Genomic DNA, 19,837 nt, shown 5'->3' on the forward strand with positions numbered 1-19,837 from the left:
TATCTCCTCACTTCTTTTTTTAAAATTTAATATCTCCATATTTGTTTTATCCTTTTAAAATATTTCATTTATTTCTTTATTTCACGAAATGCGTTATTTGTTTTACGGTGTTTTTCGTCATATTTATAGAAACTAACTGTTTATGGAGCATTTTTTATGTTTAGCAACTTTTTTTGTAGAAATCCTTCACTTTCCTTTCAATATTTAACACTATCTAAATAAAGTTTACGATAAATTCATAATTTTTTATTTTTTATACTATATTCCGTTATATTGTTGTATAATATCTATGAAAGCGCTTATTATTTCAATATACATAATTCAAACTGTTTTTATCGAAACATTCTAACTATTATACCTATATTTAAATACAACAATTATAGCTATTAGTATAGGCATACCAAATATATCCACCCCATTTTTCTGTAAAATTACTTTATAACATGAAAGATTAACTTGGGTGATAAGTTATTGTGAATGTTTTTTTACAAAACAGATAAGTAATAGTGTTTGGTATTATGTAAATTATTGTAATAACATAAGAGTAAAGAAAAACATTTACATTGATTATTGATTCATTACTTATTGAAAAAGAGCAAAATGCACCTTTGTATGGAAAAGGATTATATGCATTGGGAGGTTTAAACAAATGACGAGGAAGAATACAACGACAAACCCTTGGGCCAAGTTCCACGGTCCGAACCTTGGTTATGTTATTGAGCAGTATGATCTTTACGTAACTGGAGCAGGTTCTGTTGATCCGGAATTACAAGAGCTTTTTGAAATTTTTGGAGCTCCTTCGTTTCAAGATGATGTCGTAACAGGGGACAACTCAGCAACACATTTTTCTCCTCAAAACACAGGTAACATTGAAAAAATTCTTAAAGTCGTTCAACTTGTTGAGCAGATTCGTTCTTTCGGGCACACGTTGGCTCACATCAACCCGATGGAAGATGCTGCAAATGGACAATCTCTTCTTGAGAAAGCAATGAACGAACTGAGCGATGCTGACTTGAAAGCGATTCCAGCGAAAACGGTATGGCAAGATGCACCAGAAGGTATTCACACTGCACTTGATGTAATTCATAGATTAAAAGACGTTTATACAAAATCTTTAGCTTATGAATTTTCTCATATACAAGATAGTGAAGAACGCGCGTGGTTGCATCAAATGGTGGAATCAAATTCACTGCGTCAACCACTATCAAATAAAAAACGAACTGCTCTTTTAAAACGTTTAACAGCTGTTGAAGGTTTCGAGCAATTCTTGCATAAAACATTCGTTGGGCAAAAACGTTTCTCTATCGAGGGCGTTGATATGCTTGTACCTGTTTTAGATGAAATTGTTCTAGAAGGTGCTAAGAACGGCGTAGAGGATGTCATGATTGGTATGGCTCACCGCGGTCGCCTAAGCGTACTTGCTCACGTATTAGAAAAACCATATAGCCACATGTTTGCTGAGTTCAAACATGCAAAAATAGAAGGCGCAGTGGCTAATTCTGGCTGGACTGGCGACGTGAAATACCATTTAGGTAGAGAACAAGTCGTTAGTAACGAAGAAGTTAGTACTCGCGTTACATTAGCAAATAACCCGAGTCATCTTGAGTTCGTGAATCCTGTAGTAGAAGGTTTCGCACGTGCGGCTCAAGAGAATCGTAAAAAATCTGGTCTTCCAGATCAAGATACTTCAAAATCATTCGTAATTTTAGTTCATGGTGATGCTGCATTCCCTGGTCAAGGTATTGTATCTGAGACACTCAACTTAAGCAGATTGAACGCGTATCAAACAGGCGGAACGATTCATGTTATCGCAAACAATGCAGTTGGTTTTACGACTGATAGCTATGATTCTCGTTCTACGAAATATTCAAGTGACCTTGCAAAAGGTTTCGATATTCCGATTGTTCACGTGAATGCTGATGATCCGGAAGCTTGTCTTGCAGCTGCTAACCTTGCGATTCAATATCGCATGTTGTTCAAAAAAGACTTCTTAATCGATTTAATTGGTTACCGCCGCTACGGTCATAACGAAATGGATGACCCGGCAGTTACGCAACCACAAGTGTACAAAAAAATTAAAAACCATCCAACTGTAAGAGCAATTTATGCAGATCAATTACAAGCTGCTGGTGTTCTAAATGCAGATGAGGTTGAAACAATTACACAGTTTATACAAGAGCAATTAAAATCCGACTATGCACAAGTACCCCCAGCTGATACGAGTGATGCAACAATTCACGTTAAAGTACCAGATGTTGTTGCAAAAGGTATTCAGTCAATTGATACTGGCGTTGAGATTGACTCACTTCGTGCAATTAATGAAGGTCTACTATCTTGGCCAGAAGGCTTTAACGTATATCCGAAAGTGAAGAAAATTCTTGAGCGCCGTAAAGATGCTCTTGAAGAGAACGGCAAAATTGAATGGGCACTTGCTGAATCATTAGCATTCGCTTCTATTTTACAAGAAGGTACGCCAATTCGTTTAACTGGTCAAGATTCACAGCGTGGTACATTCGCACACCGTCATATCGTATTACACGATACTGATACAAATGAAACATATTCACCATTACATCGCTTACCAAACATTAATGCTTCATTCTCTGTTCATAACAGTCCGTTATCAGAGGCTGCTGTTGTTGGTTACGAATATGGTTATAACGTATTCGCTCCAGAAACTCTTGTTATGTGGGAAGCGCAATATGGTGACTTCTCAAATACTGCGCAAGCATTATTTGATCAATATGTTTCAGCTGGAAGAGCAAAATGGGGTCAAAAATCTGGCTTAGTTCTTCTATTACCACACGGTTATGAAGGTCAAGGACCAGAGCACTCTAGTGCACGTCCAGAGCGTTTCTTACAGTTAGCTGCTGAGAATAACTGGACAGTTGCAAACTTAACGAGCGCGGCTCAATACTTCCATATCCTGCGTCGTCAAGCATCTATCTTAGGAACAGAAGCTGTTCGACCATTAGTATTGATGACGCCGAAGAGTTTATTACGTCACCCACTTACGCTTTCAACTGCTAGTCAGTTAAGCGAAGGACGTTTCCAACCTGCTTTAGAACAAGAAAACCTTGGCATGAAACCAAATAAAGTAAAACGTCTTGTTTTAAGCACAGGTAAAATGGCGATTGACTTAGCAGCAGAAATCGAGTCTGGTAAACATGAGTACAACTTAGACGAAGTTCATGTCGTTCGTATTGAGCAATTGTACCCATTCCCTGCTGAAAAAGTTCAATCTATTATTAAACGCTTTAAAAATTTAGAAGAAATCATTTGGGTTCAAGAAGAACCTCGTAATATGGGCGCATGGCATTACATGGCTCCAATTCTGTTCGAACTTGCTGGAGATAAAGTGAAAACAGGCTACATTGGACGTCCTGATCGCTCTAGTCCATCTGGCGGCGATCCATTCGCTCACAAAGCTGAGCAAGAACTAATTGTTGCACATGCTTTAGATGTGAAGTATAACTTCCGTCAAGATAAACAAGAAATTGAAGTTTACAGCAACTAAAAAGTAACAATGAAGGTTTCTAGCTTGTTCCTTGGGCAGATATTCTGCCCAAGGCCAGGCTAACAAATGGAGATTACCGAAGACAAAAGAAGAAAAAACACACCGTTAGGCAAATAAGGGGAGGACATTTAAAATGATCGAAATTAAAGTACCTGAGCTTGCAGAATCTATTACTGAAGGAACTATTTCACAATGGCTTATCAACGTAGGCGACAAAGTTGAGAAAGGTGGCAGCGTTGTTGAGCTTGAAACTGATAAAGTCAATGTAGAAATCATTGCAGAAGATTCAGGTATTGTATCGAAGTTACTAGGCGAACCTGGGGATACAGTTGAAGTTGGTGCAACTATCGCAATTTTAGATGCTAATGGAGCACCAGTTGCAGTAAGTACACCTGCACCAGTGGCTGAGCAACCAAAACAAGAAACGACTGAAGCACCGAAAGCTGCGGCACCAAATGCTGAGCAAACTGCAACACTACAAGGGTTACCAAATACAAACCGTCCTATCGCATCACCAGCTGCTAGAAAAATGGCTCGTGAATTAGGAATCGACTTAAACGACGTACGTAGCACAGACCCACTTGGACGCGTGAGACCACATGATGTACAAGCTCATGCTGCAGCACCAAAAGAAGCACCAGCTGCTCCAAAGAGTCCAGCTCCTGCTCCAGTTGCAAAAACGGAATTCGAAAAACCAGTTGAGCGCGTGAAAATGTCCCGCCGCCGTCAAACAATTGCAAAACGTCTTGTAGAAGTTCAACAAACATCTGCAATGTTAACAACATTTAACGAAGTTGATATGAGTGCGATCATGGAATTACGTAAAGAACGCAAAGATGCTTTCGAGAAAAAACATGATGTACGTCTTGGCTTCATGTCATTCTTCACAAAAGCAGTTGTTGCAGCATTAAAACAATTCCCATTATTAAATGCTGAAATTCAAGGTGACGAGCTTATCATTAAAAAATTCTATGATATCGGTATTGCAGTAGCAGCTCCAGATGGATTAGTTGTTCCAGTTGTACGCGATGCCAACCAATTAAATTTCGCTGAAATTGAAAGTGAAATTCGTGAATTAGGTAAAAAAGCACGTGACAACAAACTTTCATTAAAAGAACTACAAGGTGGTACATTTACAATTACAAACGGTGGTGTGTTCGGTTCTCTAATGTCAACACCGATCCTAAATAGCCCACAAGTTGGTATTTTAGGAATGCATAAAATCCAAGTACGCCCAGTTGCAATTGATAACGAGCGTATGGAAAACCGCCCAATGATGTACATTGCTTTATCTTACGATCACCGTATTGTTGATGGTAAAGAAGCAGTTAGCTTCCTTGTTGCTGTTAAAGATATGCTTGAAGATCCAAAGTCATTATTATTAGAAGGTTGATAGATTAAAAATCTATTAAAGGCTGTAGAATGAATCATTCTACAGCCTTTTTTTATTGTGTTCATACGGGACAAATTTCATGACATAAGGTAATAATGTATGCCTAAACGTAAGGAGGATTAAAATGAATAACCTTCCAATTCATGCAAAACTTAAAGTAAATAAGGATACTTTCTTCCTCCCCGATTCAAACGGGGGTGTCTATTTTCGAAATAACGCCAGTTCATTTCGTATGGACGGTGATGGAATTTATGATTGGATTGAAAAATTAATGCCAATGTTTAACGGGAATTATTCTTTAGCCGAAATAACCGATGGCCTCCCTCTCCCCTATCAAAACCGTGTATTTGAAATTGGAGAGATTTTATATGAAAATGGTTTCGTTCGCGATGCAAATCAAGATGCACCTCATGAATTAAACAGTACATTACTCGACAGATATGCTTCGCAAATTGAATTTTTAGAAGCTGATTCTCATTCAGGTGCTTTAAAGTTTGAAACATACCGCGGAGCAAATGTCCTTGTACTTGGTTCTGGGGATATGCTCACTTCCTTAGTTTCTTCTTTATTAGAATCTGGTTTACCTACATTTCATTACCTCGTTACAGATCGGGATGAAACAAACTATGACAGAATACATGAGCTAATAGAACGTGCATATGAAGTTGATAACAGTGTACTCCTTCAAGAAATCGATACTACAATTGACCGTCCTTTGCGTGAAGTATTCGAACCTTTTGATTGGATTTTATATGTTTCTCAAAACGGAGACATTGACGGTTTAAAAACAGTTCACACTATTTGTAGAGAAACGAAAAAGAATTTCATACCAGCTATTTGTTTATCAACACTCGGTATAGCTGGACCTGTCGTAACAGAAAATCGTGATGAATGCTGGGAATCCGCATGGCATCGGCTACATGAAACGACTTTACAAAATGAAAATTCATCGGATTCCTTCTCACCAATTACATCTGCCATGTTAGCAAATGTAATCGTTTTTGAATTGTTTAAACATGTCGCGGATGATTCATATCGTGAAAAAGAATCACAATTCTTTTTATTAAACTATGAAACACTTGAAGGAACGTGGCATCCTTTTATAAAACACCCTCTTGCAACTGATGAAAGTTTTACAATTGATACGATAGAAAATATTTCTGAAAAACTTGAGCATCGGTCCAGCCAACATACTTCAACTGATGTATTCCGCTTTTTCGATTCATTAACTTCTAAAGAAGCCGGTATATTCCATGTATGGGATGAACAAGATTCATATCAATTACCATTATCACAATGCTATATTCAAGTAGCTACTCCACTATCAGATGGCCCAGCTCCCCTTCTGCCTCTTATGACTCGTAGTGGATTGACTCATAATGAAGCACGCCGAGAAGCTGGTTTAACAGGAATTGAAACATATGTAGCAGAAATCATTCACCGCCTTATTCCTGAACATAACAATATCGGTATCGGTGCTGGAGAAACGATGACAGAAGGATTTTACCGGGCACTACAACAACATTTAAACAATAAACTGTATGAGCGGCAGTCACATATTCTAGAGGAACTTACAACTGTTGATTTAATTGATATTCAAGATAAACATTGTAGATTTTATTACGATGCTCTCTCTACAATCCATGAAACACCTAAAATCGCAATGAGTGAAGAGATTCTCAGTTTTCCAGTCGTTTGGGTTGGTATAAATGATAGATGGTACGGTGCATCTAATATTAATATGACGTTAGCGTTACGAAACGCACTACAACTATCACTCTTTCACGTTCAAAATGAAGAAATTCCTTACAGAGCTAATATCTTGCCTGAATCCTCTATTATTTTATATGACACGGATTCTTTTAGAGTGGAAATACAAGCGGAAGAAGAAATTCCAAGTGTGCAATCTTTACAGCTTGCCTTACAGCATTTAGAAGAACATAATTTTTATCCCTTCGTGTTCGATTTAGCAATCGAACCATTTTTGAAAGAAAACCTAGACGGTGTGTATGGGGTATTAATTGCAAAGGAGGACGGTTTATGATTCAAAATATATTGCTTATAGGAGATGGCCTTCTTGCAGACTATGTACATGATCAATTATGCAAACAATATTCCATCATTCGTCAGCAGACCCTTACAGAAGAACTTCCTGAAAATATTCATCTCGCTCTCGTATTACATGACGGATCTCCTTCTACTATTCATCATGATGCCGAACTTATTTTTCGCTCAAATCATATTCCATGGCTTCGTGGTTTTACTTCATTTGGCGAAGGTATTATCGGTCCTTACATTCATCCTCTTACGCCTGGATGTTCCCATTGTTCTGATGGACGCCGTTTTATCGCTGGCTTTGATCAAAAAGAAATGTGGGAACTACAGCGGAAATATGCCTTTAAAGCAGATAATGTAACGAGACGTGACGTACGTGCCACCCAAAATGGAATGTTGCAAATGTGCCATCTTATTTGCGCAGAAACAGGAAAAATATTAACTCATAACCATTCTTCTTTAGAAAATGAACTTATTTTACTAAACTTACAAACATTACAATGTACGCGGCATTCTTTTCTTCCAGATCCTCTCTGTCCTGTATGTAGTAATTTACCTGATGATACTGCGGATGCGGCGGAAGTTTCTTTACAACCGAGTTTAAAAGTAAGCACCGAAACGTATCGCTGCCGTTCCATTCATGAGCTAAACACATTTTTAACGAGAGACTATTTAGATTATCGGGTCGGTATGTTGAACGGAAAAATGCAGCATTCTGTATTACCATTCGCTGACGTCATTATAAACATGCCATTAATGTTCGGAAATGAAGGTGTTGCGGGACGAACTCATTCATTTGCAGTGAGTGAAGCAACTGCTATTTTAGAAGGTTTAGAACGATATTGCGGTATGTCGCCTCGAGGGAAAAAGACAAATGTGCATGGTAGTTTTCATGATTTAGAGGAACATGCACTAAATCCCCTCACACTCGGTGTCCATACAAATGAACATTACAATCGTGATAACTTTCCATTCAAGCCGTTTGATCCTGATTATGAGCAAAACTGGGTATGGGGATATTCTTTATCACAAAACAGACCGCTTTTAGTTCCTGAATCAATTGCTTATTATAGCCTCGGTCATCGAGATGCTTTCGTGTATGAAACATCAAATGGATGTGCAATTGGCGGTAGTTTAGAAGAAGCGATTTTTCACGGCATTTTAGAAATTGTAGAGCGTGATGCCTTCTTACTCACTTGGTATGCCGAATTACCTCTTCCCCGCCTGGATCTTAATTCAGCAAATGATACAGAATTACAATTAATGATTCAGCGGTTACGTACGATTACCGGATATGAATTACACGCTTTTAACGCGACGATGGAACACGGCATTCCTAGCTTATGGGTAATTGCAAAAAATACGCGTGAAAATGGAATGAACGTTGTTTGTGCAGGAGGCGCTCATTTAGATCCTATTCGAGCCTTAAAAAGCGCCATTCAAGAAATAGCAGGCATGTTACTTATAACAGACGATGAGCTCGAGCACAAAAGAGAATACTACGAAAAATGCTTACAAGATCCTTATTTCGTTAATAAAATGGAAGACCATAGTATGCTGTATGGATTGAAAGAAACAGAAGAACGTCTTCACTTCCTTTTACGGGAAGATGCACCGGTGCAAACGTTCCAAGAAATGAATGTATCACAATCATTTGATATGGATTTAACATCCGATCTCCACCAACTTTTAAATCGTTTGCATCAATCTAATCTTGAAATAATCGTTGTAGATCAAACCGTTCCCCTCATAGAAAAGAATGGATTACATTGTGTAAAAGTTATTATTCCAGGCATGCTACCGATGACGTTTGGTCACCATCTTACTCGAGTTACAGGACTGGACCGGGTATATACCGTACCGATGACACTTGGATATACAGACGAACCTTTAACGAATGAAAGATTAAATCCACATCCACATCCGTTTCCATAGTAAAGGAGGGATTTCATGCAGCTAGATACTTTTTTACATCATCTCCATTTCTCTATCGATGAAATTATGCCGAATCATGAGGTGGACTGGAAAGACGCACCGCTTCCTTATAAATTATATCGAAATTTACCTACCATCCCGCTCTCCTTAGAAATCCCATTATCTTTACCGAACTCTTCTACTACACCTACTTTAGATGAGATTGGTCACTACCTTTGGTATTCATTTGGTGTAACACAATTATGTCAGCTAAATAGCGAGAGAAATGTATTACGAAGATCTATTCCTTCAGGTGGTGCTTTATATCCGAATGAATTGTATATCTATTTAAAGATTGACGATTACCCAGACGGCATTTACCATTATGACGCCGCGCATCACCGACTTATTTTACTTCGCGAAGGAAATTTCGATTCTTATTTGGCAGACACACTCGGTAATCGCTGTAATATAGATGATTGTTTCGGTGCTGCATTCGTATCCACTATGTTTTGGAAAAATTTCTTTAAATACAATAATTTTTCATATCGTCTTCAAGGATTAGATAGCGGGGTCCTCATTGGACAATTGCTAGAATGTGCAAAGCAATTCGGTTATACAAACGGCGTATACTTTCAATTTCTAGACCGTGCACTGAACCATTTACTCGGATTGTCAGAAGGTGAAGAAAGTGTGTATGCCGTTATTCCTTTAAGTACAGAGCCAGAAACTAATTGGTTTCACAATGATTACCGTGAAAATAAAACAGTTACTTCTCATGAGTTGTTGCAACAAATTCCGCCGCTCGCACATGAACATTTCATTCGCTCAAAACATGTAGGTGAATATCCGATGATAACAAAAATAAATGAAGCTTCTATGATCGAATCAACAGCACACTTCCAAACACTACATCATGAAGAGCACTATCAACATAATCCGTACGCTGTACAGCTACCAAAAGTAGAACGGTTATCGTATGATTTCCTACAACTTTGTAAAAAACGATATTCTCCTGATGCGGATTTTATTTTAACGAAATGGGATGCAGCTGAGCTCGCTACTTTACTACAAGAAGCGAGCCTTTCCTTCCCCTATTACAACGACCTTGACGGTAAGTATACAAATGAAAATACACGCGTCTCCTTATACGGATGTTTTTATAGCGTGAAAAATATTGAAAACGGAGCTTACGCTTATAACAGTAAAACACATTCCATACAACCAATTCGATATGGAGACCTTCGCTACCCACTTCAGTCTAGTATGACGATGGATAACGTAAACCTTTTTCAAGTACCACTTTGCTTACATGTAGTCGGACAGAAAGATTACTATACACGTGCATTAGGCTATAGAGGATACCGTATTCACCAAATGGAAGCAGGTATACTCGTTCATAAACTCGTTTTTGCTGCAACTGCTATGGGGATGGGCGGGCATCCTTTACTTAGTTTTGATACAAATGCATGTGATCAATTGTACGGAATAGATGCTGGGAATGAAACATCTCTTATTCAAGTTCCAGTTGGGGCATATCGGGCGCGGAATTGGTTAAAAGGGGCTTTGCATTGTTAGAAGTACGCCGTCTATCGGCGTGCTTTTTTTAAAGGATTTAATTTATAAAAAGCGAAATGAGTATATATTCTTACATAAAAGGAGAATTTAACTTGAGCATTTTACAACGGTTAATTCAGCAAGCAAAAAATCCTAGCGGAACAATTGGTTCCTCCATGCTTTGTATTATGAACGCTGCACATACGAGATTAATAAATTGGGCATTGCAGAAAGTACATATAAAGACAGATGCAGTCGTATTAGACATCGGCTGTGGTGGAGGCAAAACCATACACACTCTTTCAAAACGAACTCCACTTGGGGAAATATATGGAATTGATTACTCCGATCAAGCTGTGAAAAATTCTATACAGACGAATGCAAAAGATGTTCAAAAACAAAAAGTAATTGTTCAACAAGCAAGCGTTTCTTCTATTCCACATCATACGAACTTCTTCGATCTCATTACCGCCTTTCAAACTCATTATTTTTGGCCTGATGTTGAACAAGATATAAAAGAAGTATTTCGCGTCTTAAAACCGGACGGCTCCTTTTTATTAGTGGCTGAAACTTTCAAAATTCAATATCATATGAAGAATTTTAACACGACCGAAGAACTAATAAATCTCTTTTATAAAACAGGATTTACAAGTGTACAATGTTACGAAGAAAGAGGTTGTCTTTGCGTAATAGGAATTAAATAAAAAGCAGACCTCAAAGGGTCTGCTTTTTCACTAGATTAACTTAAAAATACTCTTAATTTGTCTAGCAAATAACCAATTTTTCGTACCGTAGTTATCATTTAAACTATCTAAATTGATAGATTGTCCGTTAGCAAACTTTAATTCTAACGTAGTATTTTTGTCATTTGTTTTTAAGTTACTATTTGTAATGGCATCATACTTTAATTTTTCAATCTCAACATATTCGTCTTTTTCTTGTCCAATCACGACATGGTCTTGGAAGAAGAAAAAGACTTCTACTTTTTTACCGAAACAAAATACATTTTTCGTATAAATTAATGTCGCGTTATCAAGTCCGACACATACTTCTTTCATTTCTTCCACAACGTGTCCAAAGTCTTCTTCATGTCTTGCATTTGATTCAGCAATCCATTCTTCGATTGTTTTCATGTTAATTGCCATACTGCGCCCCCTGGTTCGTTCATTGCTTCGTTTAAAAAATAAATACTATATGAAAATATAAGCGATACGTAATATGTTTTCAAGGGGAAACGGTATATTCAAAATAAAGTGAAACTTTAATCAGTGGGGTCTTACTGTCCGCAAATAGCGGGATAAAGTTAAATTTCAAAGTAATATAAAAGGAAAACCAATTTCATTAAATTTTAAACGTTTGAACGAGACATTCTTCATCATCAATTAACTGCTCTCTCTCATCAAATTCTATGTTCAGTTTTTTATATACTTTCTTCCAAAACGACACTGCTGGTACATTTTTTAGAAGTTCGATAACGAAATATTGTCCTCTTTTCTCTTCTAGTAAATTCTCAACAGCTTGTTTACCTATTCCTTTTCCTTTATATTGATTCAATATGAAAATATCATTAATACCAAAATCATTTTCCTTCTTCAAAAACGGACGTTCCAGTAGTAATAAGAATCCTACAATACTATGATCAACTTTTATAAAATACGGCGTGATTCCGTCATTTTTCCAAAACATATGCAAATCTTTGTATCCAAAAAAACCATTGGCTCCGATAGTTATATTCATAGTGAACTTAGAAAGATCATGAAGATATAATGCGTACAAATTACGTAATATTTCTTTTTCTGATTCTTGAACTTTTTGAAGTGCTACAATCATAAAAAAACTCCCCTTCCTCATATGTAACTATTTCCTGATCCTCTTCATTCGACAAAAATGATAATTCCCCTTTAACAAAAAAATAGCACTTTAAAAAGTGCTATTCTGCTCTCCTTGCCGCTTGTTGAATTGGGTCCCACACGCTGTTATATGGTGGTGCATAACTTAAGTCGACGTCTTCTAAATCATGAATGCTCATTTTATTGAAAAGCGCCATCGCAATCACATCAATACGTTTATCTACGCCTTCTTCTCCAATTACTTGCCCGCCCAATAATTGTTTCGTATCGGAGCGATATAGTAATTTCAAGTAAAGTGGTTTTGCATTTGGATAATAGCCCGCCATATTTGTAGAATCTACTTTGACCGTTTTATACGGAATGTGTAGCCCTTTCGCTTCTTTTTCATTTAAGCCTGTTCTTGCGAGTGTCAAATCCATAAATTTAATAATGCCTGTGCCTAACGTACCTTTAAAAGCTCTTCGTTTATCAAGCATATTCAGTCCAGCAAGTCGCCCTTGCTTATTGGCTGTCGTTCCGAGCGGGATATGATCATGAATTTCCTTTATAACGTGGTAATGTGTTGCGCAATCACCGGCTGCATATACGTCTTGCACATTCGTTTGCATATATGCATTTACTTCGATTGCTCCTTTATGATTCTTACGTATATTTGTCCCTTCAAGAAAATCAGTATTCGGCTTCACTCCAACCGACACTAAAACAAGATCTGCTTTATACGTACCTTTATCCGTTTCGATTGCTTCTACTCGTTCATTTCCTTTAAATGCTTTTACATTTTCATTCGTTAAAATTTCAATATTGTGTTTATCTGCTTCTTTATGTATATATTCAGCCATATCTGCATCATAAATCGTACCGATATGATCATTTCGCTCAATCATTCTTACTTTCTTACCAAGTTCGACGAATGTTTCTGCCATCTCTAGTCCGATTGCACCACCGCCAATAATCGTTACATCTTCAACTTTATTCGTTTCTAACGTTTTTAATATGCGCTCAGCATCAGGAATTGTTTTTAAAAGATGAACGCCTTGTAATTCCCGTCCTTCCCATTCTGGCATAACAGGACGCACTCCAGTCGCAATTAATAATCGATCATATGGAAATTCAAAGACATCCTTCGTCTTCGTATGCTCTGCGTACACCATTTTCTTTTCCGTATCTACTTTCGTTACTTCATGACGCACTTTCGCATCAATTCCATATTTCTCACGAAACGTCTTTACGCTGCGCGCGATTAACTTTTCAGTTGAAGCGATAGCACCACTAATGACATACGGTAATCCACACTGAGCGTATGAATAAATTTCACCTTTTTCTAAAGTTACAACATTTGCATTTTCATCGTTTCTAACAATTTGCATAGCTGCACTCATACCAGCTGCATCTCCGCCAATAATGACATAGTTCACTTTACCACTCCTTCTTTTTTACATACTCTTTACGTTTTCCATATTTTATAGAAATAACACCTACTTCCATTGTAAAGAAAGAGAATTTCATCTTCAAATTTGGTGCACAAACCTATGCTTGAATAGGTAACCGTCGTGTCTTATATACAACATGTTTAATATGCTATAACAGTAGCTATTGAAAGTAGGTGAAACATACATGTGCGCCGGCCTTCTCGTCCAGCTTCCAGAGGAACCGATAGAACCGAAACCCGCCCTCCCGCTTGAACAGGAGTTTACCGTTAGTGTAACTTTATACAGTGCTCGTGCTTGGTTATCTGACAATGACACTTTCTCACAAACTATTTGGAAAGCTACCCGCTTCGCTTCTACATCACACACTCGCAAGGCCATCTTTCCAGTCGGTACTGTTAAAATTATAAATTTTTCTGACGATACAATAACAGTTACTGCATCATCAGAATCAGATGATACGCTTAAAATAATCGTCCCTCCTCATTCCGAAGCTGCTTTAACGTCTAGTTCTTTATCTCATGTGCAAGCCAGTACATCAGGAGGGGCAAGTAAAGTCACATTTCTCTTTCATATCTTTTTCTCTAGGGAACCTCGTCCAGCCAAATAACGATAGAAAAGGTACAGTAATATACACTGTACCTTTTTCCCGCGCTCTATTCTCTTGATTTAATTAGTTCAATATTATAAGTTTCGATATCTGTTAACTTTCCTGTAAAATAAGGATTTTCTCTATACCAAGACTGTTTTGCAAAATACGCTTGCATATCTTTCGTTTGAAAAATATGTCCATGCCTTGCATATATTTCATTTCTAGCAATTTTCAACTGTTCTTTCGATAAATATGTTAAATCTGTGCTCGTTAATTTTCGAATATCACTATCAGGAAAGATGAAACCATTATATACATACTCAGTCGCGGGCGTTGGAGTAACATTATAAACAACTGGTTTTTCTGTACTTTTCTTTTGAAATGGAAGATTATAAGACGAAAGTGCCGTTACCGTCTCTACTTTTGTCGTTTCCCGTCCATTTTCTCCATTTCGTTCTAAATAAATTTTCGCGCTTCCATCAGTCGCTACAGGCCCCCATGTAATTTCTTCTCCTGCGAGCGCTGTAACTGGTTTTTGATTTACGTACAATGTTGCACCAGGCGCGTTCGTTTGAACTGTAATATATTGACCTTGCAACGTTAAATCTACCGTTACGTTATTTTGGCTTTGTTTCATAAGTACAACCTTTTCCTCACGCGATAGTTTTACGTAGTCATTTTTATATTCTGATTGAAACACTTGATTTCCCGGAAGAAATGGCCCATATTGCTTCTCAAACTTTTTTTCATCTGTCTTATCAATTTCTTTTCCGTTCATTTTTAACGATACGTCTTTTTCATTTGAAAGCAAAGTTGCATAGTACGTCTTCGCTTTCAATTTATATCGATCAAATATAAAGAAATACTTTCCGTCTTTCGTTAATGAAAAATCAGCTCTTTCTATTCCGTCCCGTTGTTTTTCACCTTGTCTCAAATATTCTTTTAATTCATTCACGTAAGATGGATTTTCTTTTATATATGAAAATAGAGGCGTTACGCTCTCTCTCGTTATCATAACCGATGGATCATCTGCCGTAACGATCTCAGCTAATTTCTCTCCGTCCCTCTCTTGTAAAATCGTAATCATCCGGTCTACTTGTGCCACCTGCGTATAATACGACAATCCGTACAAATACAATCCAATAATCGCTATAACAAATAGCGCTAACAGTGTAATGCCAACTTTTACACCACCGCTCATGTTCTTCTTTACTACAGAACGTCCCCTCTTCGTCCCGCAGTTTTGACAAAACTGCACACCATCTTCAAACTGAACTCCGCACTTTGTACATACATTCATCCAGTCAACCACCTTTTCATTAGAAGCCAGTTATTCCCTGTGTTAAGGCTTGAATTATCGTGCTAATGTAAGACCAAAGTACAATGAATGTTGCAATTCCAATTAAAACATTTGCAATAATAAGTGTGTAAACGAGATCTAATCCGCCATTGTCTAGCTTTAATACGGCTACAGTTATACTAATCCCTATATAAGTTGCAGCTACGGATAATAATATCGGTAAGAAAAAGATTAATAAGAAACTAAAAAGAAAAGAAAGGACTAATATGACAATAGCCGGCGTCGCTATCGTTCCCCATATACCGAATACTTCAAGAAACGAAAAAGATGATTTCATCATCTTACCACTTACAAAAATAATAAATCCGACAAATAAAGTTAAAATTAATAAAAAGAAAAAGACCGTTATAGATTCTACAAAAAACGTGGGAGTAGATATATCTGGTGCAAATGTTCTCGTAACTGCTGATGCTGCACTCATCATTCTATAAAAAATACATGCTCCTAAAAAACAAATAAGAACAAGACTTACAATTCCATTTCGTACTTCAATAGCGCCGCTTTGCATAATCGCTGTCGGTGCTTGTAATGCATGTTTAAAAAATTGAAAATAGCCGCTCGCAAACCGCTTCGCTTGCTCTACCGTTTCATTTTGCCGAGCTTCCTTTGCTTGTGCCGCACGTGCTTGTTCCGGCCCTTCTTCTTGGCCACTACTTGCCACTACTTCTTCCGTTAACGAATGTCCACAATTCCCGCAAAATTTTGCCTCCGCTGCATTTTCTGTATGACATGACGGACATTTCATTCTCTTATCCCTCCTTAAGGATATACCGTATAGGGTGTTACAAATTCAATATATGAATTTGTACATAAAACATGACTACAAGAAAAAGATTCTGAAATCCTTCTTCCGAAAGAAAATATATGTGCTAGTAATCTTGAAAAAAAATGCTATTATGAAACAGAATAAATAATATTTTTAACAGATTGGATGACTGGCAATGGAATTGGTAAACTCAATTTTTCAAATACTCCTTACAAGCGTAATCCAATTATTATCTTTAATTGGCGTTATCATTGTAATTGGATTTCTATTAGGCTATTTAGAATCTCTCACACGGATGTATTGGTCGAGAGCTTTTGGACGAAAAGGATTCCTATTAACGGCTTGGATCGGTGTTCCTATTCACGAACTTGGACATGCCATTATGTGCGTGCTGTTCCGTCATAAGATTGTAGCAACGCAGTTCTTCCCGACAGATACAAGTCAAGGGGCTTTAGGTTACGTACAACATCAATACAATCAAAAAAGTGTGTATCAACGGATTGGGAATTTCTTCATCGGCATTGGGCCTATTATTTCTGGTATTACTGCATTAATCCTTTTAATGCGCTATTTCGTACCAGAATCATATTTTTTATTTAATACAACTCTCGAAAAAACGATTGCTTCTACTTCTATTAATGTAGAAATGATTCAAAACATGCTCTTGTCGACGTTTGTATTATTGAAAAGCTTATTTACAATCGGCAATTTATTGAATCCTTCCTTTTGGTTATTTTTATTTATCGCCATTTGCATTTCCGCACATATCGCTTTAAGTAAACCAGATATTAAAGGATCAATAGACGGTGTTATCGTCATGTTTATCGTGTTATTTTTATTCAACATAATAGCAGGACTGTTTCAATACGACAGTAATCAGCTAATTGGACAGGTTATGAAATATAATATGTATCTCATTGCGTTTTCTAGTGTGGCACTGCTGTTCTCTTGTCTTTCTACACTCGTTAGTTTTTCGTTTTATAAAATAAGAAGAGGGCGTTCTTTTTGAACGCCCTCTTCTTATTAATTATTCCCCTTATAATCACAATGCTCAACAGGCACACGAGCATGCCCTTCTTCATCGGTACACCATGACTGTGATTGGAATGCAAGAAAGATACCAATCCATTCTTCTTCCTTTTCAAAGTGAATGAGTATTCCTCCGTCTTGCCATATGCCATCATCACCTTGCCATTTTTCTACATTCCCTTGATTCATATGAATATCATGTATACCGTTTCCTGGTTTGAAATGAAAATAGGAATCTGGTGTATTTTCTTCTGGTCCCCATCTTTCACCAAACGCGTAAATAATTGCTTTTTCTTCTATTGCTCGTTTTATATAACGTTCTATTTTTTCATTTAAATCATTATCTGCTCCTGCTTTTTCGGGAGGCAAAGGAATCATTTGATTTGAGTCAAATAGATTTCCTCTTACATAATCTAAAGCTACTTTCGGTTCATTGTTTTTTATTTCTGTAAAACCGAATGGTAATGTCGGTAAAATATGAATCGCCTCTGACTTAATATTGTTACTCGCAAAATATAAAACTTCTGACGGATAGCTTTGCGATTTTACGTTAATTGCAATACGATAATTTACTCCTGTCTCGCCCTGTAAATGAACTTGATAATGAGGTGTTTTCCCTTTTCCAATCTTTGATTGTATAACTGTACCTTTTAACACACCGTAGTTTTTTAGGGGCATACATTTCATCTCCTATTCATTTAGTAGAAGCTATTCATATTTAAATCATTATCCACTCATAAAAAAAATCCTCCTATGTTAGGAGGATTTTTAATTTCTCAACATATACCAAACAATAACTTCTACCACTACAAGCAAAACCGCACCAAAGATCATTAACGTCGTCTTCTTTAATAGTTCATTTTCACGGTAAGGAATATTGCATAAGTAAGCACCTAGTGTAATCCGTGATGGACAAGCGATTGTCGCTACTGATGATGCAGTGTTTTGAAGTGTTGTGACATATTGCCACGGGAGTGCTACGTTTTGTGCGGTTTGCATTTGTAGTTTTATAAACATTGCATTTGATCCTGCGTTACTACCTGTTAAAAATCCACCAATAGCGCCAATAAACGGAGCAACGAAAACGAAAAAATTTCCAAACGTTTCACCAGCGGTTTTTGCAAGTAATAAATGCATGCCAGATGCACCCATTAGTTCTGAAATGGCGATAAACATTGTCGTCGTAATCGCAAATGGAATCCATTGTTTTATCGTTTGCGAGAGTGATTGTTTAATAATATGAGATGGTATCCGGAAGAAAATAATAGTAAATAAGCAAGTCATACCGAGCCAAAATCCTGGTGAATACAGCATTTCTAATTTGTAAGAGTATGATTTTAAATCAAGGACTGCATATGATCTGAACAAGTCATGTAATGCAGGAACGAGGCGAGAAAGTAAAATACAAACTGTTAGAAATATATAAGGGCTAATAATTTTTAGAATAGATACTTCTCTTTCCGTTGCCGCAGCATGTTCTGTTATAAGATTTTGCTCACTTTTTCCTTTTACTTTAATGATAAGAAAGCCAAATGTAATGGTAACGATGGAACTTAATATACCTGCTAGCTCAACACTAACGTATGCGTTAGAAAGATAGATTCCGAGAGAAAATAATAGAAAGAAACCGAATCCTTCTTTCCACTTTTCAATAACAGCCTGCCTGCCACCAACAACATGTAAAGAAAGAATGACGAAATAAGCAAACATCGGGATACTTAATAGCGCTGTATTGGTACCAAGTGTTGTAAGAGGCATATTGATAAGCTGCGAACCGATAATCGTACCAGTTGCCATTGCCCCCCATGAACTAGCTAGTAAGCCGATAAACGAGAGCAGTACAGCTTGGAACGGTTTATAACCTAATGAAAGAAAAATAGGTGCTGCAACCATAAAGCCAATACCGAATCCACTTACTGATTCAATAAGCGGGCAAATGCCAAAACACATAAGCAGCATTTGTAATAAACGATCCTGAGTAACTGCTTCTAGAAAACGTGCTACTTGGTCGATGTACCCCATTTTGTTCATGAGGTGAAATAAAAAAATACCGAAAAATAAAACGTACCCGACAATAAAACAAATTAACCATCCTTTAATCGTTGCGTGCACAGTTTCACTTATCCCTAATTGAAACATTGGCGAGAGTAAAACGATTCCAACAGACACAGCATAAGAAATTAACGAGGACCTTAATGACGTTTGTTTAAATAAAAATAAACAAATGAAAATCATCATAATTGGGATAAGTGCCAACAATATGGCCATGTTATCATCTCATTTCGTTTAAAATACAATTTTTAACTATTATATAACAGATACTATAATTTTCAATTATTTTTACAACAGATTCAAAAAAGGAACCAAACGGCTCCTT

The 19,837-nt window shown here is 37.1% G+C and carries 15 protein-coding genes; 8 read left to right on the top strand and 7 right to left on the bottom strand.

Features of this window, described 5'->3' with window-relative positions; genetic code table 11:
• Positions 1-649 precede the first annotated feature (649 nt).
• From odhA to QO049_RS08770, 6 genes are all read left to right on the top strand, one after another.
• Complete coding sequence (odhA, locus tag QO049_RS08745) at positions 650-3,517, top strand: 2-oxoglutarate dehydrogenase E1 component (protein ID WP_284489256.1); 2,868 nt, start codon at positions 650-652, stop codon at positions 3,515-3,517.
• 133 nt (positions 3,518-3,650) lie between these two features.
• Complete coding sequence (gene odhB, locus QO049_RS08750) at positions 3,651-4,910, top strand: 2-oxoglutarate dehydrogenase complex dihydrolipoyllysine-residue succinyltransferase (protein ID WP_000569926.1); 1,260 nt, start codon at positions 3,651-3,653, stop codon at positions 4,908-4,910.
• 124 nt (positions 4,911-5,034) lie between these two features.
• Positions 5,035-6,954: a putative thiazole-containing bacteriocin maturation protein gene (locus tag QO049_RS08755; RefSeq protein ID WP_061654704.1), complete on the top strand. Its 1,920-nt coding sequence runs from the start codon at positions 5,035-5,037 to the stop codon at positions 6,952-6,954.
• Entirely contained in the window at positions 6,951-8,900 is a 1,950-nt protein-coding gene (locus QO049_RS08760) for a TOMM precursor leader peptide-binding protein (protein ID WP_000615607.1), read from the top strand. Before QO049_RS08755 ends, QO049_RS08760 begins: the two co-directional genes overlap by 4 nt.
• Positions 8,901-8,915: 15 nt before the next feature.
• Entirely contained in the window at positions 8,916-10,457 is a 1,542-nt protein-coding gene (locus tag QO049_RS08765) for a SagB family peptide dehydrogenase (RefSeq protein ID WP_098329730.1), read from the top strand.
• A 92-nt stretch (positions 10,458-10,549) separates the two neighbouring features.
• The gene (locus tag QO049_RS08770; RefSeq protein WP_000025747.1) at positions 10,550-11,140 is read left to right on the top strand and encodes a class I SAM-dependent methyltransferase; all 591 of its coding nucleotides are present in this window, start codon (positions 10,550-10,552) and stop codon (positions 11,138-11,140) included.
• Positions 11,141-11,170: 30 nt separating this feature from the next.
• Here QO049_RS08770 and QO049_RS08775 read toward each other — a convergent pair whose 3' ends face one another.
• From QO049_RS08775 to QO049_RS08785, 3 genes are all read right to left on the bottom strand, one after another.
• Positions 11,171-11,581, bottom strand: coding sequence for a DUF3908 family protein (locus tag QO049_RS08775; RefSeq protein ID WP_000996782.1), 411 nt, complete (start codon positions 11,579-11,581; stop codon positions 11,171-11,173).
• 196 nt (positions 11,582-11,777) lie between these two features.
• On the bottom strand, positions 11,778-12,266 hold the full coding sequence (locus tag QO049_RS08780; protein WP_000634326.1) for a GNAT family N-acetyltransferase: 489 nt from the start codon (positions 12,264-12,266) through the stop codon (positions 11,778-11,780).
• A 100-nt stretch (positions 12,267-12,366) separates the two neighbouring features.
• A complete protein-coding gene (locus QO049_RS08785) occupies positions 12,367-13,701 on the bottom strand; it encodes a CoA-disulfide reductase (protein WP_246962359.1) in 1,335 nt (444 codons plus the stop codon).
• Between the two features lie 199 nt (positions 13,702-13,900).
• Here QO049_RS08785 and QO049_RS08790 point away from each other — a divergent pair, with 199 nt between their 5' ends.
• On the top strand, positions 13,901-14,323 hold the full coding sequence (locus QO049_RS08790) for a hypothetical protein (protein WP_246962345.1): 423 nt from the start codon (positions 13,901-13,903) through the stop codon (positions 14,321-14,323).
• Positions 14,324-14,369: 46 nt separating this feature from the next.
• On the opposite strand, the gene QO049_RS08795 is transcribed toward QO049_RS08790, so the two are convergent.
• Together QO049_RS08795 and QO049_RS08800 are read right to left on the bottom strand one after the other, a co-directional pair.
• On the bottom strand, positions 14,370-15,605 hold the full coding sequence (locus QO049_RS08795; protein ID WP_246962343.1) for a TcaA 3rd/4th domain-containing protein: 1,236 nt from the start codon (positions 15,603-15,605) through the stop codon (positions 14,370-14,372).
• A 19-nt stretch (positions 15,606-15,624) separates the two neighbouring features.
• Entirely contained in the window at positions 15,625-16,410 is a 786-nt protein-coding gene (locus QO049_RS08800; protein ID WP_000650090.1) for a zinc ribbon domain-containing protein, read from the bottom strand.
• Positions 16,411-16,606: 196 nt separating this feature from the next.
• Here QO049_RS08800 and QO049_RS08805 point away from each other — a divergent pair, with 196 nt between their 5' ends.
• On the top strand, positions 16,607-17,440 hold the full coding sequence (locus QO049_RS08805) for a hypothetical protein (RefSeq protein ID WP_000424530.1): 834 nt from the start codon (positions 16,607-16,609) through the stop codon (positions 17,438-17,440).
• Positions 17,441-17,454: 14 nt separating this feature from the next.
• Here the strand turns inward: QO049_RS08805 and QO049_RS08810 are convergent, their stop codons facing one another.
• Together QO049_RS08810 and QO049_RS08815 are read right to left on the bottom strand one after the other, a co-directional pair.
• Positions 17,455-18,138 (bottom strand): DUF2278 family protein, encoded by a 684-nt coding sequence (locus tag QO049_RS08810; RefSeq protein WP_001128613.1) that lies wholly within the window; start codon positions 18,136-18,138, stop codon positions 17,455-17,457.
• A gap of 90 nt (positions 18,139-18,228) precedes the next feature.
• Positions 18,229-19,728, bottom strand: coding sequence for an L-lactate permease (locus QO049_RS08815; RefSeq protein ID WP_246962341.1), 1,500 nt, complete (start codon positions 19,726-19,728; stop codon positions 18,229-18,231).
• Between the last annotated feature and the right edge of the window lie 109 nt (positions 19,729-19,837).

It is taken from the genome of Bacillus sp. RB3 (assembly GCF_030164735.1).
Classification (GTDB): Bacteria; Bacillota; Bacilli; order Bacillales; family Bacillaceae_G; genus Bacillus_A; species Bacillus_A cereus.

Excerpts from the sequence above, each read along its gene's own strand:
- odhA (WP_284489256.1), top strand. The coding sequence starts at position 650 with ATGACGAGGAAGAATACAACGACAAACCCTTGGGCCAAGTTCCACGGT.
- odhB (WP_000569926.1), top strand. The coding sequence starts at position 3,651 with ATGATCGAAATTAAAGTACCTGAGCTTGCAGAATCTATTACTGAAGGA.
- QO049_RS08755 (WP_061654704.1), top strand. The coding sequence starts at position 5,035 with ATGAATAACCTTCCAATTCATGCAAAACTTAAAGTAAATAAGGATACT.
- QO049_RS08760 (WP_000615607.1), top strand. The coding sequence starts at position 6,951 with ATGATTCAAAATATATTGCTTATAGGAGATGGCCTTCTTGCAGACTAT.
- QO049_RS08765 (WP_098329730.1), top strand. The coding sequence starts at position 8,916 with ATGCAGCTAGATACTTTTTTACATCATCTCCATTTCTCTATCGATGAA.
- QO049_RS08775 (WP_000996782.1), bottom strand. The coding sequence starts at position 11,581 with ATGGCAATTAACATGAAAACAATCGAAGAATGGATTGCTGAATCAAAT.
- QO049_RS08780 (WP_000634326.1), bottom strand. The coding sequence starts at position 12,266 with ATGATTGTAGCACTTCAAAAAGTTCAAGAATCAGAAAAAGAAATATTA.
- QO049_RS08790 (WP_246962345.1), top strand. The coding sequence starts at position 13,901 with ATGTGCGCCGGCCTTCTCGTCCAGCTTCCAGAGGAACCGATAGAACCG.
- QO049_RS08795 (WP_246962343.1), bottom strand. The coding sequence starts at position 15,605 with ATGAATGTATGTACAAAGTGCGGAGTTCAGTTTGAAGATGGTGTGCAG.
- QO049_RS08800 (WP_000650090.1), bottom strand. The coding sequence starts at position 16,410 with ATGAAATGTCCGTCATGTCATACAGAAAATGCAGCGGAGGCAAAATTT.
- QO049_RS08805 (WP_000424530.1), top strand. The coding sequence starts at position 16,607 with ATGGAATTGGTAAACTCAATTTTTCAAATACTCCTTACAAGCGTAATC.
- QO049_RS08810 (WP_001128613.1), bottom strand. The coding sequence starts at position 18,138 with ATGCCCCTAAAAAACTACGGTGTGTTAAAAGGTACAGTTATACAATCA.
- QO049_RS08815 (WP_246962341.1), bottom strand. The coding sequence starts at position 19,728 with ATGGCCATATTGTTGGCACTTATCCCAATTATGATGATTTTCATTTGT.